Genomic DNA, 22995 nt, shown 5'->3' on the forward strand with positions numbered 1-22995 from the left:
TTTGCAATTTTCTGTGGATTGTGATACAATATAAAAGCACGTACGGAGAGATGGCTGAGTGGTCGAAAGCGGCTGACTGCTAATCAGTTGTAGGGGCGTATTGCCCCTACCCCGGGTTCGAATCCCGGTCTCTCCGCTCTAGAGCACTGTTCACGGCACAGTTTATCCGCTGTGCCGTTTCCCTTTTAAAGCAGCTTGCTCGGAACAGCGGTCTATGCCACCAAGAAAAACAGTTCTCCTCGTTCTCCTGTGGGTCGGTTGGAGCGGCCTTTTGAACCTTCAAAGCGCCAAAGCCAGCGACGGTGCCCACTATCTGCTCTTGCGTGCCCGTGCCCACTACAATCCCGGGCTTAACCCGAAACAGGTCGAAGCCGATCCGGCCCGCTATGAAGGGTGCACACTGGAGGTGCAGGGAAAAGTGATGGGGTGGGCCGGCGGCGGCAATAACGTAACTGTGCTGCTTTTGCCAACAAACGATTTGAATGACCCTATCTCTCTCAACGTCCCTGCCAACGAGAGGACTTTTTTCAACGAGCTGCAGGATATGGGCGGTGCGGCAACCATTCGCGTGCTTTTGCGGGTGGAAGCGCTCGATGCCGATTCCAACATCCCCAAATATAAGGTGCTTGCTGCCGCTTTGGAGGACGATGTAGAGGCCGCCTTAACCGACGCCAAAACGCGAGCCGAGGCGCAGAAACTGCAGAAGATGTGGGATAAAGCCCAATGGCTACAGGCCTTCCGTCGCTCACTGCCGCCCGATCTACGAGGAAGTATGCCCGCTCGTGGTGGCGAGGTGCGAGCGCCTCTTGCCGTGGAGGGAGATGCTAGCGTTCAAACGGCCGTCTACACGGCCGCGATGCCGCCCGAACTTCGCCCCCTGTTTCTTCCCTACTTCCAATATATCGCTTCGCGCAACCCCTCTCTATCCGATAGAGATGTGGGCCTTATTACCTACTGCTTGTTGACCGACTCGTACCAGTTGCAGGTTGACCCACGGTTGACCGTCTCCATGATTATCGCCGAGTCGGATTTCGACCCCAAATGCACCTCCAACAAAGGCGCCATGGGGCTTTGTCAGCTAATGCCGGACGAGGTGCAGCGCTACGGCTTAACCGATGGCTACGATATTGCACAGAACATTTGGGGGGGCGTGATGGAGTTGCGAGAGTGCCTGGACCGCTATCAAGCCTACGCTGCTCCCGATGGCTCGCTTAGCGACGATCAGATTCGGCTTGCTATGGCGGCCTATAACGCCGGCCCCGGCGCTGTGAAGAAATATGGGGGGGTTCCGCCGTATAAAGAGACGCAGGACTATGTTCGCAAGGTGTTGCGCTACTTTCACCAACTCTGCGGCACCGGTTCAACCCCATGACCTCTTTAGGAAGGGAAAATGTTGCATAAAGTGATCATTCTCGGCTCGGGGCCGGCAGGCTATACGGCGGCCATCTATGCTGGTCGAGCCAATCTCCGTCCTCTTCTCATTGATGGCGGCGTAGGGCGTGGGCAAGAGTTGCCCGGTGCCGGCGGCCAGCTGATGATCACCACCGAAGTCGAGAACTACCCCGGCTTTGCCGACGGCATTCAAGGGCCGGAGTTGATGATGAATATGCGCAAACAGGCGCTTCGTTTTAACATTGAGTTGGTAGAGGATTTGGCCACCAAGGTAGACCTCTCGCAACGCCCCTTCAAAGTGTGGGTCGGCGACACGGTTTATGAGGGCAAAACGCTGATTATCGCCACGGGCGCTGTGGCGAAGTGGCTTGGCCTGCCAGAAGAAAAACCGGTTTGGGAGGGCGGCCTCGGTGGGGCCGGCATCTCGGCTTGTGCCACCTGCGACGGCTTTTTCTTTCGAGGCAAGGAGGTGGCCGTGGTTGGAGGCGGAGATACGGCCATGGAAGAGGCCATCTATCTCACCAACCATGCCACAAAAGTTACCGTTATCCATCGGCGAGATACGTTGCGCGCCTCCAAAATCATGCAGCAACGCGCCTTCAGCAACCCTAAAATCGAGTTCATTTGGGATTCGGTGGTCGAGCGCGTGCACGACCCGGCTCTAAAAAGAGTGACCGGTCTCACCCTTCGGAATGTAAAGACGGGAGAGCGGCGTGAGCTGCCCGTATCGGGGTTGTTTGTGGCCATCGGGCACAAACCGAATACCGACCTCTTTGTGGGACAACTCGAACTCGATGAAAACGGCTACATACGAACGCATCACGACGTTCGTACGAGCGTCTACGGGGTTTTTGCAGCGGGCGATGTGCAGGATCATGAGTATCGGCAGGCAGTTACTGCCGCCGGATCGGGGTGTATGGCCGCCATTCAAGCAGAACGCCTTCTCGAACAAGAAGGCGATGCCATGCCCCAAACCAGCCCCGATTGGTAAGCATTAGGGACTTGATCACTCGCTTTGGCTTAAGCGTTTCTGCGCCTCTCCTTGAAGCATCGCGTGGGCTTCGCGCAGTATTTGTGGAATGCGATCGGCAAAGGGGCTTTGCGCCAGAGCCGAACGTAGCCGGGCTTCATCGAAAGAGGCGGCATTGTTTCCGGGAAACCAGTGCCCGCCGTTGCCCAACAGATTATAGCGCATCCGCCCCCATTCCACCAGATCGAAGGCGCGTGCATAGGTCCAAAGACGCAGTATCTCCATAACGTTAACCTCACCGGGAACCTCATGGTACTCCGGAATCCCTTGCCACCATCCCTTCGCCCAGTCGCTTCCCACAACACGCTCTAGTTCTGCTCGCAGGCGTGCTTCGACCGGAGCGATGGCCTCCGGCAGCCGGTCATAAAAGTCGAGGGCGGCCACGTGCTCGTCGAAGTCGGTAGGGCAAGCGGCCCCCACGCTCAGGGTGTGCACCTGAGGGCGAGCTAAACAAAAGAGATCGTTGAACTGCATGGGGGTGAAGGGGGCACACAGGGCAATGAGTTTGGCCGGAGGCCGATAGAGCATCCCGCCCTTATCCGATGGGGAGATGATGAACACGCCCATATCGTGACGCGCGGCGGCTTCAATGGCCGGCCAGTTCTGCTCGTTAACAAAGTACCAATGCAGGTTCACGTAGTCGAACTCGCCGGTCTCAATGGCGCGTAGGATGACGCGACAGGGGGCGTGGGTGGAGAAGCCGATAAAGCGCGCACGCCCGTCGCGTTGCAGGCCCCGGGCCGCCTCTAAACAGCCGCCCTTGCGAAGAACCTGATCGAGCAAGGCGTCGTTATTGACACCGTGAAAGGCCAGTAGGTCTACATAGTCCAGTTTAAGATAGGCCATAGATCGCTCGAACGTTTGGAGGAAATCCGCCGGGTTCTCGGCCGGAGCCACCTTGGTCTGCACGATAAGTTTTTCACGAGGCAGCTTCGGAAGCACCCATCCAAGTTGCATCTCGCTGGTGCCGTAGCCACGCGCCGTCTCGATGTGGTTGATGCCGAGTTCCAGGGCGCGATGGATGGTGGCTTCGAGGTTGGCCTGTCCTTCGCTCGGAATCTCTTCGGGCGGCACGTCCTGCCATTTGTGTTGGTATCGCATGCCGCCGCAGGAGAAGACGGGCATCGAAAGCTCCGTACGGCCAAAACGTCGGTAACGCATAGGTTTCTCTGGCAACGTGTGTCTCCTTAGGTCGAAATTCGGTCTATTTTGAGGGAGTGGACGAACTCAGGTAGAAGCGGATGAGAGCGCTGGCTGCCGCATCGCAGGCTTCGGCTGCGCGATCTCCGCCGATATTGGTGGCGATGAGCACGGCGAAATCACGCTTTGGGGCCACCCATGCCACGCAGAAGTTCATCGTGTTGCTGCCGGCATGGGTGTAGACGCGCCCGTCAGCCCAGGAACGATCGGTGATGATCCATCCGCCCGCATAGCTGCTGCCTGGGGAAGGGGCAAGTAGCTGCTGTAAGGTTGTGGCCTTCAAAAGTCCGTCGCGACCTTCCATCCCGCGCAGAATGCACGCAATGAACTTAGCCCAATCTTCTATGGAGCAGTGGACTTTTCCTGCCGGGGCGATGACGTCGGGGTTATCGCTAAGGGGGCCGGGTGGAATGGGAACCGGTTTCCCATCGGAGCCGAGCACGTGTTGCCATGGGGCATCTAGATGGTTTGGAGTTCCCATGGCGCCGAACCCGGCTGTGTTCATGTGAAGCGGGCGAAAGAGTTTTTGGGTGATGAGCGTTTCCCAAGGGGTATGGGTGATCTGCTCGAGGATGACGCCTAAAAGGGCGTAGTTGCGATTGGAGTAGAGAAAGGTGGTGCCGGGAGTGTGCACAGGGGGATCGGACAAGATCATGCGGGCGTAGGCAAGCCGTTGCTCCATAGGGGTGCCGGGGAGATGGTGCAGACTTTGAAACGTTTGGCCGGGGGGCCAGCTTTCCGCAGAAAACCCGCTACGATGTTCCAGAAGCATACGAATGGTAACGCCCCGATAAGCCGGTTGCATTTGAGCGAGGAGTTGGGGAAGGACTGTAGAGAGCGTCGTATCCCATTGAAGCTTGCCCTGTTCAACCAAACGGGCAACAAGAAAGGCGGTCATCGCCTTCGTGTCGGAACCTAGATGGAATGGGTCGTTTAAGGTAACAGGCACCTCGCTGCCATACTTACGCACTCCAACGGCGCCGACGGCAAAGAGACCTTTGGAGGTGACGATGCAGCCGGTCAGGGCGGGAAGGTTGTATTGCGTCTGAATGGGGGTTAGGAGGTTATTTAAGGAGGGCGGAGGCGGTATCGCCCCAGGTAGATTCGAGCAGACCGTCCCTAAGGTCACCAGGCTAAAGAAAAACAGTTTCATAATGGCTCGATGGGTTTGGGTATCGGCTATCGGGTTAATTATACTTGATCCTTGTGTTTGGTGTGATATACGAGCAGTAGGTCATATGGGCGTTCTTGTAGAGGATAGATGGAAGCTTAGGGGTTACTTTTCTTATTCTCTTTTGCAAGCGATCTCCCAGATGAAGGCATGTAGGAGCATCTCCTTTGACTAAAGAGGACTTGACAAGTCAGAAAAAATACTCTATAATATAGAAAAAGAACAGAATATGATAGGCCCAATCTGCGATTTACAGGGATTTATGTAATATGTGTTAGTCAGTGAAATAAAGGAAGGGGGGATGTAACAGGAACATAAAAAGAACAGAATCGAGCAGTCTCTCAACTCTTCGTTCAATGACCTATTAGGTCATCAAACTATGCTAGAAAACTGATGAGGAGGAAAACGAAAATGCTCAAGAAAAAGGGTTTCACCTTAATCGAATTGCTCGTCGTCATCGCGATTATCGCGATTCTGGCGGCGATCCTCTTTCCTGTCTTTGCCCAAGCGCGTGAATCGGCTCGCGCAGCGGTCTGTTTGAGCAATGAGAAGCAGATCGGGTTGGCCTTGGCCATGTATGTGCAAGACTACGATGAGATCATGCCCACCGCCTTTGCCAACATTCCGCCCATTAACGGCGGGGGAGGCTGGAGCCCCTTCCCCATTCCCTTCGAAATGCAACTGATGCCCTATGTTAAAAACGACCAACTGTGGACTTGCCCTAGCGACGCGATTAGAAGAGATAACAGCTGGATCGGCGCCTTCTGGGATGGGAGTTATGCGGCCAAGCAAATTCCACGATCTTATGGCTACGTCGGTAACATCAACACCTATCAAGGGGATGCTACCAATAACGGGAACGCCGACCCCAATACGGGTATGAGCGCTTGGGGACAGGGCTATTCCATTGCCGGTATTGATCGCCCTGCAGAGACGATCGCAATTGTGGAATCCTACGCAGGCAATATTGATAACGGCACCGCTAACGATGCGATGGTGGGTAGCCCCTGGGGAGATCTGTTCACCGGCTGCGATACCTCTAAATTAGCAGGAAGGCAGTTCCCACCCGTCGCTCCTGTTGACTCCTACAACGGGCCTTGTAGCGGCGCCTACAATAGCACTGTTCCCTCTAAAGGCCATCGTAACCAAGGTAACTACGTCTTCGCAGATGGACACGTAAAGGTGATGCGCTGGGGCGATGTCCGTCACGATGATTTCTGGCTGTTCAAACGGGTTAAGCCAACCCAAACGTTCAGCCCGTAATTCTGCTCGCTCATTCAACAGAGGGGCGGTGTGATCTCTCACACCGCCTCTTTCCCCTAAGGTCTTATAATGAAAGCTTTTAACGAAAGGAGCGACCAAGATGACTTATAGAAAATGTCTAGAACTGTGTGCTCTTCTAGGGTTAACCTTGCTCGTCGGCTGTGGAGGACCTCCAAAGGCGAAGGTCAATATGGATAAATCGCATATCCCTCCGAGCGCCATGCGATATCTCAACATGGCACCCCCTGCCTATCGTGCTCAAGTGGAGCAGCAGTTGCAACAAAAAGGGCAGGCACTCCCTCCGAACACAACGGCTCCTAGCTCAAGCCCCCCACCTACGAAGCCCTGATGCCCCAACCTATCTGTACAAAAGCGGGACGATGAGCCAGCCAAAGGCCGCGATTACAGGAAAACCCGTAGGCTCCGATAAAACGGCCATTCAAGGAGATGTAAGGCTTCGGGGAAACGTTCGTTATCTCGTTAGACTGCTTTGTCTGGTAGCACTTATTGGCTTCAGCACGCTCTGCCTACGCGCCTGGCACCAGACGTGGCTTTCCGAAGCCTATCTGTCCGATCTCCAAAAAGCGGCTCGACAAAGGCCTTACGATAGTCCTTTGATGGCCTTATTGGGTGCGAGACTGGCCCAAGCCCGTCAATATGATGCCGCTGCACGCCATCTGGAACAGGCCGTCTCCGTTGGAGAAGATAACCCGTACTTATGGCTCACTTGGGCGGCGACCGAAGCGGCACGTAACGAAGGAAATCTGGCTTGGGCCGTCCTTATGGCGGGAATGCAGCATCCTCAAGATGCCCCCTTGCTGCAGTCTGCCGTTCAGCGGTGCCGTGCTCTGCCGCCCGATACTTCCCCGCTCACCTTGGCTGCGACCATCTCGCCTGGAGGGCCTCATAGCCTTGTGGCACGCTATACCAAGGGAAGTTTTCTGAACCTTTTCGCCGATTGGTATGGGCGCTGCTTTCCGGAGCGTAGCGGTTATGCCACGCGAAAAGCGTGGGCACTGCAGCAGCCCAACAATCCGGCAGTCCAGCGTCTATGGGGCGAGGCCTTGCTCAAAGATGGACGCTATGCTGAGGCGGTGGCCGTACTCCGAAAGGCCTATCGTCTTGCCCCCAACTCGTTGCGCATTCATCGTGATCTTGCCGATGCGCTTTTTCATGAAGGAGAGGTTGGAAAGGCCGGCTTAGAGTACGAGGCCTGCCTCAAAGCACATCCAAACGATCTGGCCTCTCTGTTAGGGCTAGGCCAGGTCGCGTTGGATAAGCACATTCTGCAAATGGCTATAGATATTTTTCAAAAGGCCGTGGCGCTCGATCCTAAAAATCCTGATGCCTGGATCGGGCTGGGAAGAGCCTATTTCAACCAACAGCTTGATCTGGGACGTTCCCTGCAAGCCTATCAGCAGGCTGTAAAACTCGCACCTAATCGTACGGATTTCTATCCGCACTATGCCGATACGCTTCGGGCAACCTATCACTACCGCGAGGCAGAGCAGGTGCTACGGCGTCGTCTACAGGATGCACCTTACGAGGCACGAACCTACTTTCTGCTAGCGATAACGCTGCAAGAGTATAACGTCACCCCGGCTCGCCTGCAAGAGGCCGAAGGCGATTTGCGTGTAGCTGTGAATTTGGAGCCACAGAATTCGGCTATGCTTTCAGCGCTAGGGCGGTTGCTTCAACAGGAGGGAAAGCCCGAACAGGCCATTCCTTTTTTAGAGGGCGCACTGAAGCGGGATGTGCACGATGTGGCGGCAACGATCGCTTTGGCACGTGCGTGCCATGAGGCAGGGCGAATTCGTGAGGCGCAGGCTGCCGAGCGAAGCGCTGCCGATCTGACCCGCTATCTGGCACAAGTAAAAGCGCTGCAAGATGCCATACAGCAGCACCCTGAAGAGAGTATGCTCTATCGTAAGCTTGCCGAGCTTTACCTGAGCGGGGGCGAACCCGATAAAGCTCAGAACTACCTTGAGGCCGCCGAACTTCTAGAACGCAATCGGGCGAAGGCTTTGCAGGGGTTGCAAGCTTTGCAGCACGCAACCTTCAATACACAACCGCTGAATAGACGCTAAAGAATCGGTCTTTGCTTTTTGCTATACCAATACAGACGATGAAGAGGTTTCGATGAGACGATGTGAACTTTCACGCCGCGATCTTTTGTTGCTACTCGGCGGTGGGCTTACTATGGGAGGTTGTTCCCTTTCTCGGCACATCTCCGCTGTTGGCACCGGTGCGCCTGCAAAAGCAGATGCGCCCTTTCACTATGAAGAGGTAACCCAACAGGCGGGCATCCGCTATCGCTGGGCTGTGCCTGGCCCTCGTCCCCTAAATATCTTGCAGACGATAGGAAACGGTTGCGCCTTCCTAGATTTTGATAACGACGGCAATCTGGATATCCTTCTTGTCGGGCCTCAGCTAGCGCTCTACAAAGGCGATGGGAAAGGAGGTTTCACTGAGGTCACGCGGGATTTGGGGCTGCATAAGTTGAAGGGCGACTTTCGGGGCTGTGCAGTGGGAGACTTCGATAACGATGGCTATGTGGATGTTTATCTTTCTGCCTATCGGGGTGGCGCTCTCTTGCACAATGAAGGAGGTAAGGGCTTTCTCGATGTCAGTGTCGATATGGGGATACCCCCTCAACCATGGGGCAGTTCCGCCGCGTTTGTACAGTTAACCAACGATGGCCGGCTCGATCTCGTGATCGGAAACTATGTGCGATTCGGACCTCATGTTAACCCACAACTTTGCAATTTTAACGGCGTGATGGGCGCTTGCGGTCCGCGCTACTATAAACCGGAGTATCCGGTTTTCTTCAAAAATGAAGGCAATCGTTTTCATAACATCACGCCGCCGATCTCGTCCGGCGTTACGTCGGGGAAAGCGCTGGGCATCGCATGTGCCGACTACGATGGATCGGGGCATCAAAGCATTGCTATTGCCAACGATGAGATGCCTGGGGATTTGCTGCACTTTTCGGAAGGAGTTTTTCACAATGTGGCCTCCATCGCAGGGGTAGCTCTCGATTCTGAGGGGCACGTGCACGCCGGCATGGGCCTTGATTGGGGTGATTATGACAACGATGGGCGGCTAGACTTGGTCGTGGCTACCTTCGAGCGTGAGGTGAAAAATATCTATCATAACGAGGGCAGCGGCCTGTTCGTAGATAAGTCCACGATGCTCGGTGTGGCTCCAAGTGTTATGCGGTACGTAGCCTTCGCTGCGAAGTGGCTCGATGCGGATAACGATGGATGGCTCGATCTCATCTTCACGAACGGTCATGTGCAAGATACCATAGCTGAAGTGGATAAAACCGCCTCTTATCGGCAGCCCTGTGCGGTGTTTCATAATGAGCAAGGACAACACTTCACAGAGGTCACGCGGGTGGCCAGTCCTGCTTTTGAGCGACCCATTGTAGGAAGGGGACTTGCAGTTGGAGACTACGACAACGATGGGAAGGTGGACATTCTCATTGTAGACAGCGAAGGGGTACCTCTGCTCATGCACAACATAACGACCAATACACATCATTGGCTTGGCATTCTTTTGGAGGGAACCCAAAGCAACCGCGACGGTTTAGGCGCTTTGCTCATCATAGAGACTTCCCAAGGAAGACTGTTACGCCATTGTCATACGGATGGGTCTTATCAATCGGCTTCCGACAAGCGCGTACATGTTGGGCTGGGAGATTGGAACGGACCGGTAAATATCACTGTACATTGGCCGAGTGGCCATCAGGACACTTTCACTCAAATTCCGGTAGACAGATATGTCACTCTTCGTGAGGGAGAGCGGCAGAGAGCCTAGCAATAGGCTGAGGCACTATCTGCCACCATGCTGAGCTAGGAACGCAACGATATCGGCATTTCCCTGTTGCCGTGCCATAGCAAGTGGGGTTTGGTTAAGGTTGTTCAATGCGTTGATATTGGCTCCATGGGCTATAAGCCAGCGCACCATAGAGAGATGGCCTTCATACGCGGCTCGATGCAGCGGGGTATCCCCCTCACCGTCCTTCACCTGTAAGGAGGCCCCGTGCTTCAGCAATATGTCCGCCATGGCGACATCGCCTACAAAGGCTGCATGGAGAAGGGGAGTTGCCATGGCATTATCCCGTACATTCACGTTGGCGCCTTTGGCGAGGAGGAGCTTCGCAACTTCGAGATGGTCGCTTTGTACGGCGACGATGAGGGGGGTGAAACCTTGCTTATCTTTCGCTTCGATGTGCGCGCCGTGGGCGATCAAGAGAGCAGCCATAGTGACATGACCATGCACTGCAGCGCGATGAAGTGGGGTGGTGTTGTAATGGTCCATCGCATTGACATCGGCTCCAGCTGCAAGAAGCTTTGCTGCAATGGCGGTATAGCCCATATCGGCAGCAAGGTGCAGCGGAGTCTCTCCAATCCGATCTTGTGCGTTGACATTCGCTCCGGCTTTTAAGAGGGCGTCCACGGCCTGCAGGCCGCCAAGCGCTGCCATATGAAGTGGTGTTTTGCCCGCCTTATCTGGGGTGTCTACAACTGCACCGTGGGCAATGAGGAGGGGAATGAGATCGGCAGCATCTGTGGAAGCTGCGGCATGAAGGGGCGTTCTCCCTTCATAATCAGCGGCCTGCACATTCGCGCCGTCGGCGATAAGCCTCTCGGCAATCTTATTACGCCCATCAAGAACGGCCTGTAGAAGAGGGGTGCGCAGCCGGAAATCGGGCGCGTTGAGAAGAAACGGGTACGCGCGCACGGCCTGAGCGACTCCGTTGACGTCGTTAACGAGAATAAGCTCCTCAATGTTGGGTGGTACTTTCCGAGGGTAGAGAGCATAGAGGAGCACCGCTCCTAAGAGAAGAAGGGTGACAACCCAAAAATTTCTGGCGATTTTTTTGCTTTGTGAGGCATGCATTCCAGTAAATCCTATTTTGCATCTTGATTATACTACCCAAAAAACGGCGACTTGGCAAAGAGGAGAAGGCTCAGCAGTGGCTCCCAAGCCCTGGCAATGTGAGACAGCTATCTTTCTACAGCGAAGAAATTGTATTCTTGACATTTGGGGAGTTGTGTGTTATAATGAGAGATGAAAACGTTTTCGGAAAGAAGTTTCATGCAACGAAATGCTTCACGGAGTGCGATAGGTGCCGATATCTATTCGTGATGTGGCTGCCGCCGCCGGGGTCTCTACAAGCACGGTTTCCAAAGTGCTTAATGGAGGAAACTACGCCGATATCGCTCCGGCCACTCAAGAGCGCGTGCGCCAAGTTGCTCAGGAACTAGGCTACCACCCTCGTGCTGTGGCGCGTGGGCTGGTGGGTAAACGGATGAACTCTATCGGCATTATCATTTGCCACAATCTGCCCTCCGTTACCTCCGATCCCTATGTCGGCCCCGTGCTCGATGGCATTCTCGATATGAACAAACGGCATCATCAAAAAACCGTTATCTTTGCCGAAGACACTTGGGATGACGCCTACTCCAAAATTCCCATCTATTGCGATGGTTCCTGCGATGGGCTTCTCGTTTTTATCCCGCTTGTTCAAAGTCCCTTCCTTCAACAGCTTCAAAAGCATGAGGTGCCCTTCCTCCTCGTGGGAGATAGCCGAGAGCAAGAGGGGCTCTCAACGGTAGACGTGGATAATGTGGCCGTCGCTCGTTTGGCGGTCTCTCACTTGCTGCAGCTCGGTCATCGCCGCATCGGCATGTTCTGCGGCAATGCCGCCTTCCTTAGCAGTGCCCAACGCGCGGAAGGCTACCGAAAAGAGCTGGAGGCCTGGGGAGTGCCCTACGACCCGGCCTATGTATGGAGTGGGCAATACTGGGAGTGGGCAGGTGCAGAGAATGCAGAGAAACTGCTGCAAATGCCGGCCTACCGCCGCCCAACGGCCATCTTTTGTCAGGATGACCGACTTGCCGCTGGGGCCTACGACCGCCTGCGAGAGGCCGGCCTGCAAATTCCACGAGATATCTCTATCGTCGGGCTTAGCGACTATGCTGAAGCTCAAGAGCGCGGCATAACTACCGTGCGGTTTCCGTTGCGCCAAATCGGCGCCGAGGCCGTGAAGCTGCTGCTTGCGCTCATTGAAGAGAAGCTGCCGCATGGCACGACGAAACGACTCTTAGGCGAATTGGTGGTGCGCAACTCAACCGCACCTCCTTTGCATAAAAACAACTAACACTAGGGAGACTGCTATGAAAAAACAAGCGTTCACGCTCATTGAATTGCTCGTAGTAATCGCAATAATTGCGATACTCGCGGCTATTCTGTTCCCTGTCTTTGCCCAAGCGCGGGCTAAGGCACGACAGATTACCTGTATCTCTAACGAGAAGCAGATCGGCCTGGCCATGATGATGTACTTCCAAGACTACGATGAGCGCGCTCCGCTCGTTCGCGTTGTGGACAACAACCACCCCATCTTCACGCCCAAAGAGCTGATCTGGAAAGACCTCGTCTACCCCTACATCAAAAACGGGGGGCGCGATTACAACAACGGGCAGACCTACAACAGTTCCGGTGATGGTGGCGCCTTTCAGTGCCCCGATAACACCACGGCATGGGCCTCCTCAAAAGCGTGGGGGCTAGGCCCTGGCCAGCCCGGTGACGAGACCACGCGCTACCCGCGCTCCTATGCCGTCAACGACGATGCGGGCGTCAACGAAACCGGCCCCAACGTGCAGTTCTGGCCTGCCAGCTACAATAACGCTTCCGGTGCCATTGCGCTGCTGCAGCAACCGGCAAGCACCATTATGATAGGCGAGACCCGCATTATCTTCCCCGATATCCACGCCGAATATACTGCCTACGAGGTGCGCTCCGATGGGACACCATGGGGTGGTCAACCCTGGTCGGTAATTAAGGGCCATATGGGAGGCATGGTGGACTTTATCTTCTTCGATGGCCATGTAAAAGCCGTCCAGGCTCTTCAGGCGCTGCGTAACGACTATTGGGACTGTTACGGGCCGAACGGCTATGGCACAGGCACAAACTGGCCTGGGCAAGCAGCGGTGCTGCAAGCCGCCAGCCAGGTGCCGGAATGGAGCGGTCACTAGAAAAATGCTGGCTATAGGGAAACGAATACAAAGAGGTATTCTGTTGGCTGTGCTTGCTGGGCTGGCCCTAAGTGGATGCCATTCGGCCCCACCACAGCAGCCGCCAGGCTCGCCCACGGCCATCAATGCCAACGGGATTCCTAATGCGGCACAGGGCAGTGGAAAGATGCCGGCGGTGTTGCAAAGAGACTTACAAGGAGGTCAACGCGGGCCTTCTAGCCCCTAAGCGCCAATCTAACCTGTTCTGTTACATGATGCTCCATGGATATCTCCATGTTGGGGGAGCCTCGATAGAGGCTCCCTTTCTTATCAGTTCGGGAAAGCCGTGCCTTATGGTAGAATGATAGTCTGACTTTCAGTACGAGAGAGAAGGATGCTTTTAGGAACTCAGCGCATTAACGCGCAAGGACATTTGGAGATCGGTGGATGCGACGCCGTACAACTGGCCAAAGAGTTTGGTACGCCGCTTTATGTGATAGATGAGGCGGCGTTGCGGGCAAACTGTTGTGCCTATCGGGCGGCCTTCGAGAGCCGGTACCCTAAAAATGAAATCTATTTTGCCGGCAAAGCCTTACTCACTCTGGCCATCGCCGCCATTATAGACCAGGAGGGCCTCGGCATGGACGTGGCCTCTTTAGGCGAGCTTTACACAGCCCTGCAGGCCGGATTTCCTGCCGAGCGTATCTCCCTCCATGGCAACAATAAGTCCAAAGAGGAGTTGGAGGCTGCCCTGAGAGCCGGGGTAGGGCTTATTATTCTGGATAACTTCTATGAGCTTGAACTTCTCTCCCAACTCCTCGAAGCGCACAGGGCAGAAGCTGCCGTGTTGGTGCGGGCCACTCCGGGAGTCGATCCGAAGACGCATCGCCTCATTCGTACCGGCCAGGCAGATACGAAGTTTGGCTTTAACATCTCCGATGGCTCAGCCCTCGAAGCCGTTCGGCGTGTGCTGCATACGCCCAAATTGCGCTTCAGAGGCCTTCACTGCCATGTCGGCTCGCAGTTGCTCGATGTGGAAACCCACGTGGAGGCCGTACAAATAATGGTGCAAACCATGCAGAATGTGGTTCGCGAGACAGGAGCGAACGTGGAAGTTCTGAATATCGGCGGTGGGCTAGGAGTGCGCTATTTAGAGGCGCAGCGCCCGCCAACCTACGACGAGTTCGCCGAGGCCGTAGTCTCTACGCTGAAGTCTGCTCTTGATGCTGCCGGCTTGCCGTACCCTATTCTGCAACAGGAGCCGGGGCGCTCTCTGGTTGGTGAGGCAGGCATCACGCTCTACACAGTGGGCGCCATTAAAACCGTGCCCATCTCAGAGCCTCCCGGAAGGCGCACGTACGTGTCGGTTGATGGAGGACTTTCGGACAACCCGCGTCCGCAAATGTACGAAGCGCTCTATGAGTGCCTGCTGGCCAACCGAGCCAATGAGCCGGCAGAGGCCGTCGTTACCGTTGCCGGTAAGCACTGCGAGACCGATACGTTGATCCCCTCCGCGAAACTGCCGCAGCCGCGCCCAGGCGATATCCTCGCGGTGCAGACCACCGGCGCCTATAATTTCGTAATGGCCAGTAACTATAACCGTTTCTTGCGCCCGGCGATGGTTTTGGTGCATGAAGGCGATGCGGAGCTGATTGTGGAGCGTCAACAGCTCGAAGACCTCCTCCGGCATGAGCGTATTCCGGAGAGATTGCGCCGACATCGGCCGGTATTGGCGCAAAAGTTAGCAGAGTGAAGTTGGGGCCGAAACATGCCGGGCGAGTGGCTGCTATTTCAAAACCCCAAACAGTTCTTCATCGAGCTGGTGGTGATTCTCCTCAGCATCACGCTGCATGAGTTCGGGCACGCACTCGCAGCGGATCGTTTGGGGGATGATACGCCACGGCGCCAGGGCCGTCTGTCGCTACGTCCCGATAGGCATTTCGACCCTCTGGGCCTGCTGATGATCTTTATTGTGCTGAACGCAGGCATCGGGCTGGGGTGGGGAAAACCGGTTCAGGTGGATTCGAGAAACTTTCGTAACCCTCGTCGGGACATGCTGATTGTAGCGATCTGCGGGCCGTTGATGAACCTGCTTTTAGGCGTGGTTGGTGGCCTCATTCTGCGCTTCACACTGACCTCACGGCCAGAAGATTGGCTTGCAACCGGTGGAGGACGGTTTCTATTGACTCTCGTGCTGGTGAACTTTAGCCTGATGTTTTTCAATCTCATACCGCTACCACCGTTGGATGGATCCAAAATCTTGGGAGCGCTTCTACCACCGCAACTTGCTTGGCGCTATACCTCAGCGATGAGTCGCTACGGCATGATGATCCTCCTACTCATCGCTTTTGTGGCGCCACAGGTCATCTTTTGGATCGTTGGCCCGCCAACACAGTGGCTGGTGGGAGTTGTGGTGGGGCTGGGCTGAGCGCACCTCAACCAGAGTCGAAAGCGTAAATTTTAATGGAGGATGTATGGCTGTATCGGGAAAACCCTGCCCCTCGTGGGCGGGGATGAGAGCCCGGTTCCCTACCCAATCTGAAAAATATCTGCAAGACGCACACAGTCGGCAATTCTAGATGAACTTGGAAGCCCTACCCCTTGGGGGTGAGGAGACTTCACTTCAATATAATATTGGTTTAGAAGGAGATCGGTTCGCGTGAAACCAGAGCACTCCGGTATGTTCACACCGCCGGCGACAAAGACAGAAACGAGAAAACGCATTCTGAGTGGAATGCAGCCCACGGGTACAGGAGCTCTTCATCTAGGAAACCTCGAAGGAGCTTTGCGCACCTGGGTGCGCCTGCAAGATGAGTACGACATGTTCTGCTTTATTGCCGATTGGCACGCCCTTACCACCCGCTATCAGGAGCCGGAGCAGATTCGTAAGGCCTGCCTCCAAGTAGCTGCCGACTATATTGCTGCAGGGATAGACCCCAAAAAGACGGCTATCTTTCTTCAGAGCCAGGTCAAACAACACGCTGAACTGCATCTGCTGCTTTCAATGATCACTCCTTTGGGCTGGCTCGAGCGCGTGCCCACCTTTAAAGAGAAGCGCGAACTCCTGCAGGAAAAGGGAGAAGGGGACGAGTCGATATCCTACGGGCTGTTGGGCTACCCCGTGTTGATGACGGCAGATATTTTGCTGTATCGCGCCCATGCGGTGCCGGTGGGCAAGGATCAGGCCGCCCATTTAGAGATATGTCGCGAGATTGCGCGAAGGTTTAATCGGCTGTACGGCGAGGTGTTCCCGGAGCCGCAGGCCCTCATTGGAGAAGAGACCGGCGTGATTCCTGGGCTAGATGGGCGCAAAATGAGTAAATCGTACGATAACTGCATCTATATTGCCGACGATGCCGATACGGTGGCGAAAAAAATTATGAATGCTTTCACAACACCCACAAAAATTCGCAAAACCGACCCCGGCGTGCCAGAGCAGTGTGCGGTGTGCCAGTTACGAAAACTTTACGACCCAGAAGGCTATCGAACCTCTTGGGAAGAAGACCGGGCGGGCATCCGGGGCTGCGTCCAAAATAAACGCGAACTTATTGACATTCTCAACACCTACCTGGAGCCGATGCGTGCACGTAGGCGCGAACTGTTGGCCGACCCCGGCGCGCTTGAACGCATTTTGGTGGAGGGTGCAGAACGCGCGAGAGATTTTGCCGAGCAGACCATGCGGCTTGTGCGTGCTGCCCTCCATTTTGCGTAGTGAGGTAGAGAGGTCAAATGGAAATGTGTTCGACGCCTAGAACGCTCGATACCAATAAGAGCAAAACACTCTGGTTGGTGGCTCTGCTCCTCGGCCTCGCGATGGGACTCGTCGGCCTCTTTTTCTTTGCCTTTCGCCAAGAACAACGCGCCGTACAATCACAAGAAGACCCAGGTTTCGTTCATGCGTGGATAGAGGGGGTGCGCTACGGCCCCAACTTAACCCTGAGAACCGGAGATCCCTTAACGAAGTGGCTCGCCCGTCATCATCTGCCCTGGTTTCAAAAACCCCATCTTTTTGTGAGCCGCTATCAGGCCAACCCCGGAAGCCTGGAGCTTTGGCTAGGGTATCAAAGCGAAATACCCAATCATCCCGACCTCGTATGTCATCGAGTGGGGAGGACCGCTTTTCTAGATAATTTTGGCCAAGCCTATCATGGGTTCCTCGATATTTTGCCGCATGCCATCGGCATCTACCTACCGAGCTACGATCATGCGGCCAGCGAGCTGATATGCACCTTGCGGTGGATGCCCGCCCCGCCCGATCCACCGTTTCCCGTCTCTGAGCCGATGCGCTTTTTTATCTCTTTACCGCACTATGCCCGCAAGCTTCCACCGGCTACGGAGGTGCCTGACGGCCCTGTCGTACAAACGCGCCAAGGCGTTACGGTAATGTTGAGCCATGTGCGCCTTAGCGATCCTCAATTTTCCGACCCGGATGCGGGCCGAAACGAGATCACCTTTCACCTAAAGATCGTGGGTGGTGAGCTTGCGGCTTCCAACGTGCTGACCACGGCCATTGCCGACCCCTTTTCCCTACAGCGCAGCCCTGCGGCATGGCCTCCGGCACGTAACCCGCTCTCTATTCTAGACCCCTATGGCTTTCCGCTCATCTCTCCCGAACGCAGCATCACCCCCATGTACTCGCTCGGTTCTTCCGGGGGGCCTCTGCAAGAACCGGATGGAGCGGTTTGGATAGCTCCGGTAGATGGTGCAGGCCGCTCTACGGATGTGGTGCGCTTTCACTTCGATGTGCGTCCTAAGGAGGGCGGAACTCTGATTCCTTTTGATATGGTGGTTCGTGTTCATCACGACGCTTCGGTGTAGAGTTTCTTCGGTAAGTAGCTCCTCGCAGGTCATCCACGCCTCGCTTTTTTGACTTTTCCTCTAAATAAAAAGCCGAATCCTGGCAATATTTCTTGCGTATTCTATGGGCGCTTTCCAAATTGTTCATCGGGAAGGGAATCGGCGTTGAAAGGTTCGGCATGGGCGGCAAGAGTTTTCTGGTTGGTCTGCCTCTGTCTCTGTGTGCACTGCAAAGCGTCGGACTTCGAGGATAGCCCGGTGCCGATCGTTCCTGTCCTGATGATTCGGAGCAGTAATAATGCCTTTTATGATGCCACCCAAAAAGGCTTTCTACAAAGCTTGAAACAGCAGGAGCAGGCGTTGAACATACGGACGAAAGTAACGGTTATCTCTCTGGCCGGGTCGCAGGATACCGATCAAAAAAATGTTGGATTGGAACAGGCGTTAAAGCAACATCCACAGCTCATCGTTACTTTGGGAACCGATGCGACGGTGGAAACAGCCGCTCTTCACCCGGATGTGCCGGTGTTGTTTACTTTGGTGCTGAACCCGGTGGCACTTGGGGTGGTCAAGTCGCTGGATGCTCCGGGCACAAACTTTAGTGGCACTACCCTCTTGGTAAGCCCAGGCAAACAGTTAGAGGCGCTTTTACAGGTGGATCCGTCGGTTAGCCGTGTGGGGGTTCTCTATACGCAGGGCGACCCGGTGTCACAGGCGTTTCTTGGTGCGGCACAATCCGATGCCCAGCGACTCCACATCACTTTGGTGACGGTTGCGGTGAAGAACGGAGACCCTTCCGATGCGGCCCTGCAATCGTTAGATGGAAAAGTGGACGCGCTTTGGACGATTGCCGACCCAGCCTCCAGTGGCCCACAAGCCCTGCAGGCCACTTTGAACTATGCGCATACGCACAATCTGCCCGTGTTGGGTTTGTCGAGTGCGACTGTACATGCCGGCGCGTTGGTGGCGCTCTCGCCCGACCTCGAAGATGAGGGCGCACTAACCGGCGAACTGGCCGGTTACCTACTTAGTGGTTCTCAGAAGATCGAGCAGATGCGCGTTCGAGGGCCGCGCAAGGCCCTGCTCTGCATTAACCTCGATGTGGCGCGGGCTTTGAAAATTAAGATTCCAAACGATGTGCTTCACCTCGCCGATGAGGTGATCGATTCGGAAAGATAGGAGAATCGCTTATGCGTAGCAAAATGGCGCGAAGGCTCATGCGGCAGTTCATCATTCTCACGGCGGTTCCGTTGATTATTACGGTGCTGGCCCTGCAACGCCTTGGTCATGAACAGATTTTGTGGACGGGCAACACGATGCGTCGCATCAACCAGGAGATGCTGCAACAGGCTGGCGAACAGTTTGAGAAGCTTGGCAGCCGAGCCATTCAGGAATCCAGCGATAAAACACAGGCGACCTCTGCGGCGACCATCGAGGCCATCAGTCAGCAGCTTCTGAAGCTTCAGGCCGATACCATGCACCAAGCGGCCGAGGAGTATGCCCACGCCAGTTCAAAGGCGCTTGCTACGGCCTTGCGTCAGTCCGTGACGACACAACGGGATGTTCTGCTGCATGTGGGCGATAAAACCAAGGCGCTATTACACCACACGGTGCAGGAGGCTCAAAGGCAAGCCGGCGGCAATGTGGAACGGGCTATGATGGCGCTGAATCGAGAGATCATTCAAGCGCGTGCTCTGGACATCAGCAATCAAATACAGGATGTGCTTCACGCTGCCCCTCAGTTTTTGCGACTTACCTCTCAGATGATAGACATGTCGCCGGAGAGCGATAGGGATAGAAAAGTCAAGCTCGACGCGCTAACCCGTCGTATTCCCGGGTTTTTGCGTGTAAGTGTCATCACACCTCAAGGGCAAGAGATCACCGCATCCGCAGCCGATAGGCTTATCACAAGTGCCGATTTGGGGAACTATGCCAAAGCCTCATGGTTTGCCGAAGCGCTTAAAGATCACACTTTCATCGGCGGGGCAGAAGAGGATGCGGAGCCTGGAGTTCCTGCACTTCGCATCGCCGTGCCGCTAGAGTCCTACCCAGGACATGTGGTGGGAGTGTTGGCAGCACGTTATTCCCTAGAAGACATTTGGAACCAGATCCGCAACACGCGAATCGGGGCCACCGGTTTCGCTTGTGTGTTCGATGAGAGCGGCCAGCCTCTTCTACAGCCCCATCCGGTGCCCTCGGATGCGCTTACCGCCGAGGCCACACTGCCAATGCTGAACTGGCGGGTCGTAACCGTTGTGCCGCGTTCAGAGGCCGTACAGCCCATTGTGGCGTTGAAAGCCGATCTCGACCAGGCGGCCAACAGCGTGGACTTGCAAACCCAGCAACTGTTAACGCAGGTGGCCAAAAAGGCAACTAACGACCTTGAAGTAAAGCTGACACGCATCAATCGTGAAGCGGGCAGCACTATGCAGCACAATGCTCAGGCAGCCCTCCAAAATACGGCCAAGCAGGCGCGTATCCAAACAGGGACGCATCTTGTGGCGCTGCAAAAAGGCATTCAGCGGCAAACCGAGCTGGCTATGCAGCAGAGCCGCGCGCAGATGAGCCAGGCCGTTGCGCTTACTGCCCATCAGATGTCAGATAAGGCACGGGCTTTAACGGTGCAGGCCCAGCGACGCGCCGATGGCCGTCTCTCTCTACTTGCCGTTGTGCTTACGACGCTTTCCTGCTTGATAACCGGTTTGGCTGCGCTTCTAACGGCTAATCGCATTGTACGCCCGGTGGTTCGGTTGTCGCAGGCAGCGGCGGCCATTGCAGAGGGAGATCTGAATAAGCGTGTGGAAGAGGATGGCCCGGATGAGATAGGGGAGCTTGCCGTTGCTTTCAATACGATGACGACTTCCCTCCAACAAGGCCAGAGTGAGCTGCGGGAAACCCAAGGTCAACTGGTGCAATCGGCTAAACTGGCATCGCTCGGAACGCTTTCGGCAGGGGTAGCTCACGAGTTGAACCAGCCTCTGGCCATTATTCGCGGCATCGCCCAGCAGATTATCGCCGACGAGAGCCTCCCTGAAGAGATAAGAGCCGACCTCGAGATCATCGAAGGGCAGACGGGGCGCATGGTGAAAATCATTCGGCATCTGCGCACCTTCTGTCGAATGGGAACAACCGATTTCACCCTGGTGGATGTGAACGAGGTCGTACGAAACTGCTTCATTTTAGTAGGGGCGCAGCTAAAGGCGCACAATGTGGAAGTAGACCTACAGCTTGCCGACAACCTTCCCTCTGTTCTAGGCGATGCTAACGAGCTAGAGCAGGTATTTCTAAACCTCATTACCAACGCACGTGACGCCCTTGAGGGAAGGCCGGATGCGCTCATTACCATTCTCTCAAAAGTTGAGGGTGACCGAGTGATCGTTGAGTTTCGAGATAACGGCCCTGGAATACCTGACGATGTGCGACCCCATATTTTTGACCCATTCTTTACCACGAAAGAGGCAGGGAAGGGAACGGGGTTAGGGCTTTCGATAAGCCACAGCATTCTTAAGCGCCATCAAGGCGGGATAGAGTTTCACAACGATGGAGGCGCTGTGTTTACCATCACGCTGCCCATTCCAAAAGAGGCTCGACAAGGAATGCAAGAGGCGGCCTAGGGCAATATAAACCTCGCCCGCAAAAAAACCGATAATTCTACGCGCTCAACGCATTACGCAAAGGATTGGTCTGCAAGTCATTGAAAAAATGAGAATGCAACGAAATCAGGGGAAAAGACGATGGCGAAGATACTTCTAGCAGATGATGAAGAGGGGCTGCGCATGTTGTTAAGTAGACAACTGCGACGTGCAGGCCATGAGGTAACTTTGGCCGAAGATGGCATGGTGGCTTTAGAGCATTTACAAAAAGAGCGATTTGAATTGGTGGTTTCGGATATGAAAATGCCACGACTGGATGGCATGGGGCTTTTAGCGAAGGCCGCCGAGATCGCGCCGGATACCGAGTTTATTATTTTGACGGGGCACGGCAATCTAGAAAATGCAGTGGAGGCCTTTAAAACCGGCAACGTTTACGATTATCTGCTAAAGCCTTTGGACGATATCAATGAGCTGAATGCGGTGGTAGACCGCGCCTTGGAACGGAAATACCTGCGTGCCGAAAACACCCGTTTGGTGGCCGAACTACAGCAACGTATAGCCGAGCTAGAAGAGGCTCACAAAGAGTTAGCCCGTATGGCACAGACCGATGGGCTTACCGGCCTGCTGAACCATCGCACCATTCATGGCAAGCTGCAGGAACTTCTGGAACAACAGCAGCCTTTGAGCGTTATCCTGGTGGATGCCGACGATTTTAAGCGGCTGAACGATACCTACGGGCACCTTATGGGCGATACCGCTCTTAGGCATATTGCGGGCATTCTCCAAAACTGCTGTCCACGTGAAGCGTTTCTCGGCCGTTGCGGTGGAGATGAGTTTATGGTGATATTACCAGGTCTTGAGGCGGCACAGGCGATGGAGGTTGCCGAAGGCATTCGCCATCAGATCATTGAAAACCCCTTGCATACGGCTGAGGGCAATCGGCTACCTATTCGCCTCTGTTTTGGCATCGCCGACACAGCCACAGCCGGCTTTGGCCCCGCCGGGCTGATCACGGCTGCCGATGCCGCTCTCTACGAAAGCAAGCGGGATGGCGGTGATCGCGTGAGCCTATATGTGTTAGATGACGATCCCAATCGGGACGACCTCGGCAGAACCGCCTACTCGGTGCTGGACGGTTTGGTAACGGCAGTGGATCGAAAAGATCGCTACACGCGTGCCCACTCCGAACACATGACCCAATATGCGCTCACACTGGCCAAAGCCCTGAACATGTCGGAGAACGTTTGCGAGATCGTTCGTGTGGCAGGACTGTTGCACGATGTGGGCAAGATAGGGGTTCCGGATTCGGTTCTACGCAAGCCGGGCAAGCTTACCGATGAAGAGTATGAGATCATGAAAACCCATGTCTCTCTGTCTGCCGCTATTATTCACGGTTTGCCTAACCTATCCGACATCCTCGATGCTGTGGCCCACCATCATGAGCGATGGGATGGCAAGGGCTACCCCTATGGCAAGAAAGGGGAAGAGATTCCGCTGCTTGGGCGCATTATGGCCATTGCCGACGCC

Annotated in this window: 19 protein-coding genes and 1 tRNA gene; 17 read left to right on the forward strand and 3 right to left on the reverse strand. The window is 55.1% G+C overall.

Features of this window, described 5'->3' with window-relative positions; translation table 11 throughout:
- The first annotated feature begins 44 nt into the window (after positions 1–44).
- The 3 genes from VKV18_RS13790 (at position 45) to trxB (ending at position 2383) form a co-directional block, all read left to right on the forward strand.
- A tRNA-Ser gene (locus VKV18_RS13790) sits at positions 45–136 on the forward strand.
- A gap of 78 nt (positions 137–214) precedes the next feature.
- Positions 215–1372 (forward strand): lytic transglycosylase domain-containing protein, encoded by a 1158-nt coding sequence (locus VKV18_RS13795; RefSeq protein ID WP_324204766.1) that lies wholly within the window; start codon positions 215–217, stop codon positions 1370–1372.
- 18 nt (positions 1373–1390) lie between these two features.
- Complete coding sequence (trxB, locus tag VKV18_RS13800; RefSeq protein WP_324204767.1) at positions 1391–2383, forward strand: thioredoxin-disulfide reductase; 993 nt, start codon at positions 1391–1393, stop codon at positions 2381–2383.
- A gap of 15 nt (positions 2384–2398) precedes the next feature.
- On the opposite strand, the gene VKV18_RS13805 is transcribed toward trxB, so the two are convergent.
- Together VKV18_RS13805 and VKV18_RS13810 are read right to left on the reverse strand one after the other, a co-directional pair.
- A complete protein-coding gene (locus tag VKV18_RS13805) occupies positions 2399–3583 on the reverse strand; it encodes an aldo/keto reductase (protein ID WP_345786424.1) in 1185 nt (394 codons plus the stop codon).
- A gap of 43 nt (positions 3584–3626) precedes the next feature.
- Positions 3627–4775 carry a serine hydrolase domain-containing protein gene (locus VKV18_RS13810; RefSeq protein WP_324204769.1) on the reverse strand — a complete coding sequence of 383 codons (1149 nt, stop codon included), beginning with the start codon at positions 4773–4775 and terminating at the stop codon, positions 3627–3629.
- Between the two features lie 429 nt (positions 4776–5204).
- Between VKV18_RS13810 and VKV18_RS13815 the strand changes: the two genes are divergently transcribed.
- The 4 genes from VKV18_RS13815 to VKV18_RS13830 all read left to right on the forward strand — a co-directional run bounded on the left by VKV18_RS13815 (position 5205) and on the right by VKV18_RS13830 (position 9875).
- Positions 5205–6056, forward strand: coding sequence for a DUF1559 domain-containing protein (locus VKV18_RS13815; RefSeq protein ID WP_324204770.1), 852 nt, complete (start codon positions 5205–5207; stop codon positions 6054–6056).
- Between the two features lie 100 nt (positions 6057–6156).
- Positions 6157–6405, forward strand: a complete 249-nt coding sequence (locus tag VKV18_RS13820) for a hypothetical protein (protein WP_324204771.1) — start codon at positions 6157–6159, stop codon at positions 6403–6405.
- 31 nt (positions 6406–6436) lie between these two features.
- The gene (locus VKV18_RS13825; RefSeq protein ID WP_324204772.1) at positions 6437–8143 is read left to right on the forward strand and encodes a tetratricopeptide repeat protein; all 1707 of its coding nucleotides are present in this window, start codon (positions 6437–6439) and stop codon (positions 8141–8143) included.
- Positions 8144–8195: 52 nt separating this feature from the next.
- Entirely contained in the window at positions 8196–9875 is a 1680-nt protein-coding gene (locus VKV18_RS13830; RefSeq protein ID WP_324204773.1) for a CRTAC1 family protein, read from the forward strand.
- Between the two features lie 15 nt (positions 9876–9890).
- Here VKV18_RS13830 and VKV18_RS13835 read toward each other — a convergent pair whose 3' ends face one another.
- Positions 9891–10961 carry an ankyrin repeat domain-containing protein gene (locus VKV18_RS13835; RefSeq protein WP_324204774.1) on the reverse strand — a complete coding sequence of 357 codons (1071 nt, stop codon included), beginning with the start codon at positions 10959–10961 and terminating at the stop codon, positions 9891–9893.
- Between the two features lie 229 nt (positions 10962–11190).
- Between VKV18_RS13835 and VKV18_RS13840 the strand changes: the two genes are divergently transcribed.
- The 10 genes from VKV18_RS13840 to VKV18_RS13885 all read left to right on the forward strand — a co-directional run.
- On the forward strand, positions 11191–12225 hold the full coding sequence (locus tag VKV18_RS13840; RefSeq protein ID WP_324204775.1) for a LacI family DNA-binding transcriptional regulator: 1035 nt from the start codon (positions 11191–11193) through the stop codon (positions 12223–12225).
- A gap of 16 nt (positions 12226–12241) precedes the next feature.
- Positions 12242–13099 (forward strand): prepilin-type N-terminal cleavage/methylation domain-containing protein, encoded by an 858-nt coding sequence (locus VKV18_RS13845; RefSeq protein ID WP_324204776.1) that lies wholly within the window; start codon positions 12242–12244, stop codon positions 13097–13099.
- A 43-nt stretch (positions 13100–13142) separates the two neighbouring features.
- Positions 13143–13325 (forward strand): hypothetical protein, encoded by a 183-nt coding sequence (locus VKV18_RS13850; protein ID WP_324204777.1) that lies wholly within the window; start codon positions 13143–13145, stop codon positions 13323–13325.
- A gap of 147 nt (positions 13326–13472) precedes the next feature.
- Positions 13473–14831, forward strand: coding sequence for a diaminopimelate decarboxylase (lysA, locus tag VKV18_RS13855; RefSeq protein ID WP_324204778.1), 1359 nt, complete (start codon positions 13473–13475; stop codon positions 14829–14831).
- Between the two features lie 15 nt (positions 14832–14846).
- A complete protein-coding gene (locus VKV18_RS13860; protein WP_324204779.1) occupies positions 14847–15506 on the forward strand; it encodes a site-2 protease family protein in 660 nt (219 codons plus the stop codon).
- Between the two features lie 231 nt (positions 15507–15737).
- Positions 15738–16790 carry a tryptophan--tRNA ligase gene (trpS, locus tag VKV18_RS13865; protein ID WP_324204780.1) on the forward strand — a complete coding sequence of 351 codons (1053 nt, stop codon included), beginning with the start codon at positions 15738–15740 and terminating at the stop codon, positions 16788–16790.
- Between the two features lie 23 nt (positions 16791–16813).
- Positions 16814–17896 (forward strand): hypothetical protein, encoded by a 1083-nt coding sequence (locus VKV18_RS13870; protein WP_324204781.1) that lies wholly within the window; start codon positions 16814–16816, stop codon positions 17894–17896.
- Positions 17897–18040: 144 nt separating this feature from the next.
- Complete coding sequence (locus VKV18_RS13875) at positions 18041–19054, forward strand: ABC transporter substrate-binding protein (RefSeq protein WP_324204782.1); 1014 nt, start codon at positions 18041–18043, stop codon at positions 19052–19054.
- 11 nt (positions 19055–19065) lie between these two features.
- Positions 19066–21489, forward strand: coding sequence for a sensor histidine kinase (locus tag VKV18_RS13880; protein WP_324204783.1), 2424 nt, complete (start codon positions 19066–19068; stop codon positions 21487–21489).
- 120 nt (positions 21490–21609) lie between these two features.
- Positions 21610–22995 (forward strand): diguanylate cyclase (locus tag VKV18_RS13885; protein WP_324204784.1); only part of this gene is annotated, 1386 nt, incomplete at its 3' end.

Source organism: Chthonomonas sp. (assembly GCF_035294505.1).
Classification (GTDB): Bacteria; Armatimonadota; Chthonomonadetes; order Chthonomonadales; family Chthonomonadaceae; genus Chthonomonas.